The sequence below is a fragment of the Acidovorax delafieldii 2AN genome (assembly GCF_000175235.1).
In the GTDB taxonomy this organism is placed as follows: Bacteria; Pseudomonadota; Gammaproteobacteria; order Burkholderiales; family Burkholderiaceae_C; genus Acidovorax; species Acidovorax delafieldii_B.
The window spans coordinates 1-10,777 of the sequence record NZ_ACQT01000128.1; the positions used below are offsets into that span (position 1 = coordinate 1).

Genomic DNA, 10,777 nt, shown 5'->3' on the forward strand with positions numbered 1-10,777 from the left:
GGCGGGGCGCCGAGGGGCGTTGAGGGGAAGAGGGGTGGCTCATGGATAATCCGATTTTACAAACCCGCCCTGCCCGGCGCGGGCCGTTTCCAAAGCCCTGTCCATATTGCCCGACGTGCCCCGCCGCCAGCCTTCTCTCGTGCAGCCCACCCCACCTCTCAGTCGGCCTGTGTCGCGCACCGCTGCGCGCGCCCGCCGGCCGGGGCTGCATCCCCTGGCGTATGCCGTGGCGCTGGCGTGGTGTGGCGTGCCGCTGGCCGCCCTGGCTCAGAGCGACGCACCGAGCGCCTGGGATGCGCCGCCCGCGCTGCGCCGCAGTCCGCAGCTGCAGGAAAGCATTCCCGCCGAGGTGCGCCCCCAGTTGCCGGTGTTTGTCTCGGGCGACAGCATCTCGGGCCAGCCCGACGTGAAGGCCGTCATCGAAGGCAATGCCGAACTGCGCCGTGGCGATGCGGTGATCCATGCCGACCGCCTGGAATACACCGTGCCCGACGATCTGGCCAAGGCGCAGGGGCGCGTGCGCATCAACCGCGCCGGCAATACCTACGACGGCTCGGCGCTGGAGTTGCACGTGGATGCCTTCGAGGGCTTTTTCAGCGACGCGCACTACCGCTTCCTGCAGACCAGCGCCCACGGCGACGCCACCCGCGTGGATTTCCTGGACCGCGACCGCGCCGTGGTGCACAACGCCACCTACACCACCTGCCAGAAAGACGACTCGGCCACCTGGGAGCCCGATTGGGTGCTGCGCGCGCGCACCATCCGCCTCGACAATGAAGAAGAGGTGGGCACCGCCGAAGGGGCCGTGCTCGAATTCAAGGGCGTGCCGGTGCTGCCGGTGCCGCACATTTCGTTTCCGCTGTCGGACAAGCGCAAGTCCGGCCTGCTGCCCCCCACCATCGGCCTGGACAGCCGCAGCGGCATGGAATACATCCAGCCCTATTACTGGAACATCGCCCCCAACCGCGATGCCACGCTGCGCGGCGCGATCATGTCCAAGCGCGGCATCGATCTCGGTGGCGAGTTCCGTTACCTCGAAAACGACTACCGCGGCCTGATCGACGCGAACATCATGCCCACGGACACCCTGCGTGACCGCATGCGCTGGAGCTATACGGCGCAGCACCAGGGCATGTTCAGCACGCCGCTGGGTGGCGTGGGACTCAACCTCAACCTCAACCGGGTGAGTGACGACAATTACTGGCGCGACTTCGGCCGTGCCGCACTGCCGCTGCGCCAGCGCCTGCTGCCCAGCGACATGACCCTTTCGTGGGCTTCGGGCGAGATGTCGGCCCAGCTGCGCACGCTCAAGTGGCAGACGCTGCAGGACGTGACCGCGCCCATCGTGCCGCCCTACGACCGCATGCCGCAGCTGCAGTGGCGCTATACACCCACCAGCCTGGGCGGCGGGTTCGATGCGGGCGTGGAGCTCGACACCACGCGCTTCGAGGCGGCCCGGGCGCTCACCGGCCAGCCCAACGCCGATCGCAGCTATGCCATGGCGCAGATCAGCCGGCCCTTTCTGTCACCCGGCGGATTCATCACGCCGCGCCTGCAACTGCATGCCACGCAGTACCGCTTCGACAGCCCGCTGGCCAACGGCGCGCAGTCGGCCAGCCGCACGCTGCCCACGTTCAGCCTTGACAGCGGACTGGTGTTTGAGCGCGACACGCGCTTTCTGGGCCGCGACTTCATGCAGACCCTGGAGCCGCGCGCGTTTTACACCTACACGCCCTATCGCGACCAGCACCTGCTGCCGGTGTACGACACCGCGGCCAATGATTTCAATTTCGCCACCATCTACACCGAGAACGCTTATGGCGGCAACGACCGGCTGGCGGACAACAACCTGCTGACCATGGGCGTGACCACGCGCCTGCTCGACCCAGCCACCGGGGCCGAAGCCGTGCGCCTGGGCATTGCCCAGCGCCTGCGCTTCTCGGACCAGAACGTCACGCTGCCTGGCGGAACGCCCATCAGCGAGCGCCTGTCGGATGTGCTGCTGGGCGCCGGCATCAACTGGACGCCGCAGTGGGGCTTCGACTCCACCGTGCAATACAACCCGAAGACCCGGCGCTCCATCCGTTCCACGGTGGCCGCCCGCTACAGCCCCGGCAGCTACCGCACCATCAGCGCTGCCTACCGCCTGCAGCGCGGCACCAGCGAGCAGATCGACGTGGGCTGGCAGTGGCCGCTGGCCGCCCTGTGGGGTGGCGAGGGCGCCGGCGCCAACGGCCCCGAGCGTGCCAAGGGCCAGGGAGCGGGCCGCTGGTACACGGTGGGCCGCCTCAACTACAGCCTGCAGGACCGCAAGCTGGTGGACACCGTGGTGGGCTTTGAGTACGACAGTTGCTGCTGGATCGGCCGCGTCGTGCTCGAGCGCCTGCAAAGCAGCGTTTCGTCCTCCAACACGCGTCTGCTGTTCCAGATCGAGTTCGTGGGCTTCTCGCGCTTGAGCCTGGGCTCCAGCCCCCTCGATACCCTGAAGCGCAACGTGCCGCGCTACCAGTACCTGCGCGAGCAGGTCAGCACCCCCAGCCGCTTCAGCAACTACGACTGACCTCACACACCATGAACCACCGTGTCATTGCCCTGGGCCTTGTGTGCCTGGCTTCCTTCGTGACCCAGGGCGCTGCGGCGCAAGGGCTGCGCCCCTCCGGTGGCGCCGGCGCGGGCCTGTCGCGCGGCCCGGCTACAGCCCCTTCGTACACCCTGCCCGCGCCGGGCACGGGCAGCGCATTGCGATCGGCCGACTTCATCGTCGCCGTGGTCAACTCCGAGCCCGTCACCAACAACGAGGTGCGGGCCCGCGCGGTGCGCGTCGAGCAGCAGATGGCGCAGCAGGGCAGCCCCCTGCCGCCCCGCGACCTGCTCGCGCGCGAAGTGCTCGAACGCCTGATCGTGGAGAAGATCCAGCTGCAACTGGCCCGCGAAGGCGGCATCCGGGTGGATGACTATGCCGTGGGCCAGGCCGAGGAAAGCGTGGCCAAGCAAAACCGCGTCAGCGTGGACGAGATGCACCGCCGCCTCGCCGCCGATGGCATCAGCAAGGAGCGTTTTCGCGAAGAGCTGCGCAACCAGCTGCTGCTGCTGCGCCTGCGCGAGCGTGACGTGCAATCGCGGGTGCGGGTGAGCGACCTGGACGTTGACCAGTACCTGCGCGAACAGCAGGCCGGCGCCGATGCCTCCAAGCTCGAGATCAACCTGGGCCACATCCTGGTGGTGGTGCCGGAAAACGCCACCCCGCAGCAGGTCGAGGAACGCAGAGTCCGCGCCCAGCAGGCCGCCGACAAAGTACGCGCCGGTGAAGATTTCGCCGCGGTGGCCCGCGAGTTCTCGGACGCCGCCGAGGCCAAGACGTCGGGCGGATTGCTGGGCCTGCGCCCCGCCGACCGCTACCCCGAGCTTTTCGTCAGCGCCACGGCGCAGTTGCCCCTGGGCGGCATTGCCGGGCCGGTGCGTTCGCCCGCAGGCTTTCACGTGCTCAAGCTCGTCGACAAGACCTCGGCCGGAGTGCCCACCGTGGCCATCCAGAGCCATGCCCGCCACATCCTGCTGCGCACGGGGCCCCAGCTCACCGAAAGCGCCGCTGCGGCGCGGCTGGCCGACTACCGGCGCCGCGTGCTCGCGGGCCAGGCCGACTTCGCCGAGCTGGCGCGTGAGCATTCGCAGGACGGCAGCGCCAAGCAGGGCGGCGACCTGGGCTGGTCGAATCCCGGCCGCTATGTTCCGGAATTCGAGCAGGCCATGAATGCGCTCAAGCCCGGCGACGTGAGCGAGCCCCTGGTGTCGCGTTTCGGCGTGCACCTCATCCAGTTGCTGGAACGCCGCGAGACCAAATTGACCCAGCGCGAGCAGCGTGACATGGCACGCGACACCGTGCGCGAAAAGAAGGTCGAGGAAGCCTTTGCCAACTGGATGCAGGAGCTGCGGGGCCGCGCCTACGTCGAATACCGCGAAGCACCGCAGTGACCCTCGCCCTTGCGCCGCGCGCGCCCCGGCCTTGCCGCACCGGCGATGCGCCGGCGGCGGCCTCCGTTCTTGCCGCCATCACCGCAGCGTAGCCGCCGTATGAAACACATTCCCCGCAAGCGCTTCGGCCAGCATTTCCTGTCGGACGGCGGCATCATTGATGCCATCGTGTCCGCCATCGCGCCACAGCCCGGCCAGCCCATGGTGGAGATCGGGCCCGGGCTTGCCGCCCTCACCCAGCCGCTGGTGGAACGCCTGGGGCGTCTGACCGTGATCGAGCTCGACCGCGATCTGGCCCTGCGGCTGCGCCTGCACGGGCAGCTCGAGGTCATCGAATCCGACGTGCTCAAGGTCGACTTCACGCAACTCGCCCGCGACATGCACGTTGCGCGGCTGCGCGTGGTGGGCAACCTGCCTTACAACATCTCCACGCCCATCCTCTTTCATCTGCTGGACCATGTGCAGGTGATCGAAGACCAGCATTTCATGTTGCAAAAGGAAGTGATTGACCGCATGGTGGCCGCACCCGCCACGGCCGACTACGGCCGCCTGTCGGTGATGCTGCAGTGGCGCTATGCCATGGAAAACGTGCTGTTCGTTCCGCCCGAGAGCTTCGATCCGCCACCGCGCGTGGACAGCGCGGTGGTGCGCATGGTGCCCTGGGCGGAGCCCGTCGCCGTGCCGCCCGCGCTGCTGTCCGAACTGGTCCAGGTGGCCTTCAGCCAGCGCCGCAAGCTCCTGCGCCATACGCTGGGGCGCTGGCTCGAGGGCCGTGGTTTTGGCGGCACGTTCGACACCCAGCGCCGTGCCGAAGAAGTGCCCGTGCAGGAGTACGTTGCGCTGGCCTTTTCACTGCATCAAAAAGCATAGCGCCCAGCGCTTGTTCGACAAGCGCCAGGACCACTTTTTGACACAGTATTGGATGCCCGGAGTGCGCGTGACGGCTGGCCCGCCGGAGCGTCGCGCGAGGGACCCCGTGAGGGCCGGGCTCAGGCAGCCGTCAGCCAGTAACTCGCGTTGAAAGGGCTGCTCATGCGCAGCGCCAGGGGCGAGATGTCGACCAGCTTGTCGGTGGGCATCTTCTCGGAGGTTTCGGGGTCGATCTCGATGCCTTGGACTGCTGCCGCGGGCGTAGCCTCGTTCGCCCGTTCTGCTTGGCTGGTGGTTGCAGAACGGGCTACAGAAAAGAATAGAAACACCGGAAGGGAATCTTGCGGTCGCCCCAGAAGTCCGCCGCGTCGCGGAAGATGTCGAGCAGCTGCTCGCGAGCTTCCTTGTCGAACTTGCCCGTGGCAGGGATTTGCTCCAGCACCACGATGAAGCCCGGCTGCGGGCCCGACTTGTGCAGGGGATCGGTCATGCAGTCGTAGAGCGCGTCGAAGTTCTTGCCGAAGTGCGACGGGAAGGTGAACTGCGCGGCAATCAGATCCAGCACGTCCTGTTTGGATTGGGCGTGGGCCAGGTTGGCATACAGAAAATGGTGGCCAAGAACCCCTGCGGCCTCTTGCAGATCCTGCACGCGGAACGCGCGAATGGATTGCACGATGTTGGTGCGCACGCCGCGCAGGGGCGTTTCCAGGTCTTTACGAAGGGGCGTCTGCATCTCCGTTGCTCTTTCTTTATAAGGTCCAAAAACTTCTGGCTGACCGCTCACCCGCAGGATGCTGGTTTCGGGTCGGGAATACAAGGGGGATCGCTGTACGCCATCCGGGTTGGGGCGGGCGTGCAACATATCGGATATCAATCGACAATCTTGCGAAAACTGGCGTAGTGGTCGCCGGTGTAGTAGCAGGCGTCCGGCAACCGGGGCTTGCCGCCGCAGACGATGCGCCGGGCCCCCCGGTCGCGGGCACCAGGGGTTCTGACGGTGTACTCGCGGTAGTAGCCGCGCGGGTGGGCGGGCAGTATCCGCTCGCGGTTGCCAAAAACGCTTCCGTCCTTGTCATGCGCAAAGGGGCCGCCACTGAGGATCAGCGCGTAGGTGGTGCGACCCTGGGGGGGGAGTTCCGCCACGGCGATGGATGCCATGGAACCATCGGTGGACGGGGATTTTCGGGCGTGTCCGGCAACCGGTACCAGTACGAACGCAACACCCACAACACACAAAACCCCTGCTTTTCGCAGGTGGGCGGCAACAGCCTTGAGCATCAACGACACCTTTCGGAAACTACGGGTTAACCCGAAATTTCAACGAGCTAGTGTCGCTCAAAGCCCCCCAAAAAGCAAGCGTCTGCACAAAGATTGGGCAGACGCTGAGGGCTTTCCGGCTGCACTAAAGTTAGTGCTTGCTTATTGGTTGGTGCTTATCGCGTGGCGCTTGCGTCCGCCACGGTGAGAGCCGTCATATTGACAATCCGGCGCACGGTGGTGCTGGCCGTCAGGATGTGCACTGGCTGGGCCGCCCCCAGCAGCACCGGGCCAATGGCGATGTTGCCGCCGGCCGCGGTCTTGAGCAGGTTGTAGGAAATGTTGGCCGCATCGATGTTGGGCAGCACCAGCAGGTTGGCGTCGCCCACCAGCGTGCTGTGGGGCATGAGCGCGGCGCGTGCCTTGCCGTCCAGCGCCACGTCGCCGTGCATTTCGCCATCCACCTCGAGCCAGGGGGCCTGCATGCGCAGCAGCTCGAGGGTCTGGCGCATCTTCACAGCGCTGGGCTGGCTGCTGCTGCCGAAGTTGGAGTGCGAGAGCAGTGCCGCCTTGGGCTTGATGCCGAAGCGCATCATTTCTTCGGCCGCCATCACGGTGATCTCTGCGAGCTGCTCGGCCGTGGGGTCGTAGTTGACGTGGGTGTCCACCAGGAACACCTGGCGGTCGGGCAGCATGAGGCCATTCATGCAGGCATAGGTGTTGACGCCGGCCCGCTTGCCGATGACCTGGTCGATGTACTGCAGGTGGTGCGTTGTATGGCCCCAGGTGCCGACGATCAGGCCATCGACTTCGCCCTTGTGCAGCAGCATCGAGCCGATCAGCGTGAGGCGGCGGCGCATCTCGATCTTGGCGATCTGTACCGTGATGCCCTTGCGCTCGCCGATGCGGTGGTAGGTCTGCCAGAAGTCGCGGTAGCGGTGGTCCTGTTCGACGTTGACGACGTCATAGTCCTGGCCTTCCTTCAGGCGCAGGCCGAATTTCTCGATGCGCTGGGCGATGATGGCCGGGCGGCCGATCAGCGTGGGCCGGGCCAGGCGTTCGTCCACCACGATCTGCGCGGCACGCAGTACGCGTTCTTCCTCGCCCTCGGCATAGGCCACGCGCTTCTTGGTGGCGGCCTTGGCGGCGGTGAAGATCGGCTTCATGGTGGTGCCCGAGGCATACACGAAGGTCTGCAGGTGGTCGCGGTAGGCGTCCATGTCCGCAATGGGGCGCAGCGCCACGCCGCTGTCGGCGGCAGCCTGCGCCACCGCCGGCGCGATCATCATCATCAGGCGCGGATCGAACGGCTTGGGGATGAGGTATTCAGGGCCAAAGGCCAGGGGCTCGCCCACATAGGCCGCCGCCACCACTTCGCTTTGCTCCGCCTGGGCCAGCTCGGCGATGGCGTGCACGGCGGCGATTTCCATCTCCATCGTGATGGTGGTGGCGCCGCAATCGAGCGCGCCGCGGAAGATATAGGGGAAGCACAGGACGTTGTTGACCTGGTTCGGATAGTCCGAGCGGCCCGTGGCCATGATGGCGTCGTCGCGCACTTCCTTCACGTCTTCGGGCTGGATCTCGGGGTTGGGGTTGGCCAGCGCGAAGATCAGCGGCCGCGCGGCCATGCGCTGCACCATGTCTTTCTTGAGCACCCCGCCCGCCGACAGGCCCAGGAACACATCGGCGCCCGTGATCACCTCACCCAGGGTGCGTGCGTCGGTCTTTTGCGCGAAGAAGCGCTTGTCTTCGTCCATCAGCTCGGTGCGGCCTTCGTAGACCACGCCTGCGATGTCGGTCACCCAGATGTTCTCGCGCGGAATTCCCAGCTTGACCAGCAGGCCCAGGCAGGCCAGCGCCGCGGCGCCCGCGCCCGAGGTCACGAGCTTGATGCTCTTCAGGTCCTTGCCCGCCACTTTCAGGCCGTTGAGGATGGCCGCACCCACGGTGATCGCCGTGCCGTGCTGGTCGTCGTGGAAGACTGGAATCTTCATGCGCTCGCGCAGCTTGCGCTCCACGTAGAAGCAGTCGGGGGCCTTGATGTCTTCGAGGTTGATGCCGCCAAAGGTGGGTTCGAGGGCGGCGATGATCTCGACCAGCTTCTCGGGGTCTTTCTCGTTGATTTCGATGTCAAACACATCGATGCCGGAGAACTTCTTGAACAGGACGGCCTTGCCTTCCATCACGGGCTTGCCGGCCAGCGGGCCGATGTCGCCCAGGCCCAGCACGGCGGTTCCGTTGGTCACCACCCCCACCAGGTTGCCGCGGCTGGTGTACTTGAAGGCGGCGTTGGGGTCTTTGACGATTTCTTCGCAGGGTGCGGCCACGCCGGGCGAGTAGGCCAGCGCCAGGTCGTGCTGGTTGACCATCTGCTTGGTGGCAGCGATGGCGATCTTGCCGGGCTTGGGGAGTTCGTGGTACTCGAGAGCTGCCTTGCGCAGGAGCGCGCGCTTGTCGGGAAGAGGGTTGTTTTTGTTGTCGGCCGTGGTGTTCTCGGGCATCAAGCGTCTCCAGCTTTCAGTAAGTGCCGGGGTCCGCGGTTGATGTGCTCCGGGCGGGCCGTCAGCTTTGTTAGGGGAGGTGCATTGTAGGCTTCGTCCCGTGGAAACCCTAGTACGAAGATCTGCTTATGCGGCGAAACACCTGTTCACCAAAGGATCGAATGGTGGAGCGGGCCACCCGGCATGGCGGCAGTAGCGGTCGGGGCGGTCCGCCCACTACCGCACCCCCCGCGCACATGCAAACGGGCGACGGCTGGGGTGAAAGGCCGCTTGCGGCAGATTCAACGCCAAAATGGCCTGTAGTGCTCACCCAGTGAGTGCTAATAGCTATCGATAAGATAGCTGGTGGCTACGCCAGTGCGGGCTTCAGGCCGTTTCCGCCAGCGCGTCGCCCAGCGCGTTGACCAGGCGGTCGATCTCGGCCTTTTCGCTGATGAAGGGTGGCGCCAGCTGGATGGTGTCGCCTCCGTAGCGCACGTAGAAGCCCTTCTTCCAGCAACTCATGGCGATCTCGTAGGGGCGGCGGGCCGGTTCGCCTGGCAGGGCGGCAATCGTGAAGCCCGCGGCCAGGCCGAAGTTGCGGATGTCCGCCACATGCTTGGCGCCCTTGAGGCTGTGCACCGCTTCTTCAAAATATGGCGCCAGCGCCTGCACGCGGCCGATCATGTCTTCCTTTTGCAGGATGTCGAGCGCGGCAATGCCCGCCGCGCAGGCCACGGGATGGGCCGAATAGGTGTAGCCGTGCGGGAATTCGAGCATGTAGTCGGGGCCGCCCGCCGCCATGAAGGTGTCGTAGATCTCCTTGCTGGCCACCACGCCGCCCAGCGGCTGTGCGCCGTTGGTGACCTGCTTGGCGAAGTTCAGGATGTCGGGCGTCACGCCGAAGGCCTCGGCGCCGGTGAACGCGCCCGAGCGCCCAAAACCGCTGATCACCTCGTCAAAAATCAGCAAGATGTTGTTTTGGGTGCAGATCTCGCGCAAACGCTGCAGATAGCCTGCAGGCGGAATCACCACGCCGGCTGAGCCCGAGAAGGGCTCGACGATGACGGCCGCGATGTTCGAGGCATCGTGCAGTGCGATCACGTCGAGCAGGCGGTCGGCCAGTTCCTTGCCCGTGGGCGGCAGGCCCCGGTGGAACGAACCTGCGGGCGGCTGGGTGTGGGGCAGGTGGTCGGCCTCGACACCCTGGCCAAACAGCTTGCGGTTGGCGCCGATGCCGCCCACCGAGATGCCGCCAAAGTTCACGCCGTGGTAGCCCTTTTCGCGGCCGATCAGGCGCGTCTTGCTGGCCTGACCCTTGGCGCGCCAATAGGCGCGGGCCATCTTCAGCGAGGTGTCGGCCGATTCCGAACCGGAGCCGGTGAAGAACACATAGTCGAGCCCGGCAGGCGTCAGCGCCTTGACGCGGTTGGCCAGTTCGAACGACAGGGGGTGACCGAACTGGAAGGCGGGGGCGTAATCCAGCTTCATCGCCTGCTTGCCGATGGCCTCGGCGATCTCGCGGCGGCCATGGCCCAGCCCAGAACACCACAGGCCCGAAAGGCCATCAAAGATCTTGCGGCCCTCGCTGTCGGTGAAATAGGCGCCGCTGGCCTCCACGATCATGCGCGGGTGGGCCTTGAACTGGCGGTTGGCCGTGTAAGGCATCCAGTGCGCGTCGAGCCACTGGGCGTCCATGCGGGGCGCGGCGCCAGCGGCGGGGGTGTCGATGGGGGCAAAGCTCATGGGAAGTCTCCGGTACAAACAGCGGCCCCAGCCGGGGCACGGGCCCGCCATTGTTGCCCCAGCTGCCAATTGCTCAAAGAAAGCAATATCAATGTTCACTTGCTGTTTTATGCAAGTATTGGTCGATCCCGCCGTGCATCGATGGCGATGGGTATAGCTATTAAATGCATAGCTGCTTGCGCTTTTACAGTAAGCGCAAAGGCCTGCTTCTGCACAAAATCGCGCTGTTGCCTTGCTTACAATTTGGCCATGCGCAGGCCCAACCCCTTCCGATGCGCCAGCGTGGCCCGGCGCTGGCTGGCGGTGACTTGCCTGCTGGCCGCGCCGCTGACCGGGGCCAGGTCCGAAGCCTTGCCAACAGCAGCCCCGACCCGCATCGACATCGGCGTGCTCGCCGTGCTCGATGGCGAGGACACGCGGCGCCTGTGGCAGCCGCTGGCCGACGGGCTGAC

At 65.9% G+C, this 10,777-nt stretch carries 9 protein-coding genes; 4 read left to right on the forward strand and 5 right to left on the reverse strand.

The window, feature by feature from the left end; all coding sequences use genetic code 11:
• Nucleotides 1-169 precede the first annotated feature (169 nt).
• The 3 genes from ACDELDRAFT_RS14625 (at nucleotide 170) to rsmA (ending at nucleotide 4,842) form a co-directional block, all read left to right on the forward strand.
• Nucleotides 170-2,560, forward strand: coding sequence for an LPS-assembly protein LptD (locus ACDELDRAFT_RS14625; RefSeq protein WP_005798158.1), 2,391 nt, complete (start codon nucleotides 170-172; stop codon nucleotides 2,558-2,560).
• Between the two features lie 11 nt (nucleotides 2,561-2,571).
• Nucleotides 2,572-3,972 carry a peptidylprolyl isomerase gene (locus ACDELDRAFT_RS14630; protein WP_005798160.1) on the forward strand — a complete coding sequence of 467 codons (1,401 nt, stop codon included), beginning with the start codon at nucleotides 2,572-2,574 and terminating at the stop codon, nucleotides 3,970-3,972.
• 99 nt (nucleotides 3,973-4,071) lie between these two features.
• Entirely contained in the window at nucleotides 4,072-4,842 is a 771-nt protein-coding gene (gene rsmA / locus ACDELDRAFT_RS14635; protein WP_005798161.1) for a 16S rRNA (adenine(1518)-N(6)/adenine(1519)-N(6))-dimethyltransferase RsmA, read from the forward strand.
• Between the two features lie 119 nt (nucleotides 4,843-4,961).
• Here the strand turns inward: rsmA and ACDELDRAFT_RS25125 are convergent, their stop codons facing one another.
• The 5 genes from ACDELDRAFT_RS25125 to ACDELDRAFT_RS14655 all read right to left on the reverse strand — a co-directional run bounded on the left by ACDELDRAFT_RS25125 (nucleotide 4,962) and on the right by ACDELDRAFT_RS14655 (nucleotide 10,325).
• Nucleotides 4,962-5,171, reverse strand: coding sequence for a hypothetical protein (locus ACDELDRAFT_RS25125; RefSeq protein ID WP_005798162.1), 210 nt, complete (start codon nucleotides 5,169-5,171; stop codon nucleotides 4,962-4,964).
• On the reverse strand, nucleotides 5,150-5,575 hold the full coding sequence (locus ACDELDRAFT_RS14640) for a barstar family protein (RefSeq protein WP_005798163.1): 426 nt from the start codon (nucleotides 5,573-5,575) through the stop codon (nucleotides 5,150-5,152). Before ACDELDRAFT_RS14640 ends, ACDELDRAFT_RS25125 begins: the two co-directional genes overlap by 22 nt.
• Before the next feature lie 137 nt (nucleotides 5,576-5,712).
• Entirely contained in the window at nucleotides 5,713-6,120 is a 408-nt protein-coding gene (locus ACDELDRAFT_RS14645; RefSeq protein WP_040329338.1) for a ribonuclease domain-containing protein, read from the reverse strand.
• A gap of 155 nt (nucleotides 6,121-6,275) precedes the next feature.
• On the reverse strand, nucleotides 6,276-8,600 hold the full coding sequence (locus tag ACDELDRAFT_RS14650) for an NADP-dependent malic enzyme (protein WP_005798166.1): 2,325 nt from the start codon (nucleotides 8,598-8,600) through the stop codon (nucleotides 6,276-6,278).
• 366 nt (nucleotides 8,601-8,966) lie between these two features.
• A complete protein-coding gene (locus ACDELDRAFT_RS14655) occupies nucleotides 8,967-10,325 on the reverse strand; it encodes an aspartate aminotransferase family protein (RefSeq protein WP_005798169.1) in 1,359 nt (452 codons plus the stop codon).
• A 249-nt stretch (nucleotides 10,326-10,574) separates the two neighbouring features.
• On the opposite strand from ACDELDRAFT_RS14655, the gene ACDELDRAFT_RS14660 reads away from it, so the two are divergent.
• Nucleotides 10,575-10,777: hypothetical protein (locus tag ACDELDRAFT_RS14660; RefSeq protein ID WP_005798171.1), on the forward strand; the 203-nt coding region annotated here is incomplete at its 3' end.

Excerpts from the sequence above, each read along its gene's own strand:
- ACDELDRAFT_RS14640 (WP_005798163.1), bottom strand. The coding sequence starts at position 5,575 with ATGCAGACGCCCCTTCGTAAAGACCTGGAAACGCCCCTGCGCGGCGTG.
- ACDELDRAFT_RS14655 (WP_005798169.1), bottom strand. The coding sequence starts at position 10,325 with ATGAGCTTTGCCCCCATCGACACCCCCGCCGCTGGCGCCGCGCCCCGC.
- ACDELDRAFT_RS14630 (WP_005798160.1), top strand. The coding sequence starts at position 2,572 with ATGAACCACCGTGTCATTGCCCTGGGCCTTGTGTGCCTGGCTTCCTTC.
- ACDELDRAFT_RS14650 (WP_005798166.1), bottom strand. The coding sequence starts at position 8,600 with ATGCCCGAGAACACCACGGCCGACAACAAAAACAACCCTCTTCCCGAC.
- rsmA (WP_005798161.1), top strand. The coding sequence starts at position 4,072 with ATGAAACACATTCCCCGCAAGCGCTTCGGCCAGCATTTCCTGTCGGAC.
- ACDELDRAFT_RS14645 (WP_040329338.1), bottom strand. The coding sequence starts at position 6,120 with ATGCTCAAGGCTGTTGCCGCCCACCTGCGAAAAGCAGGGGTTTTGTGT.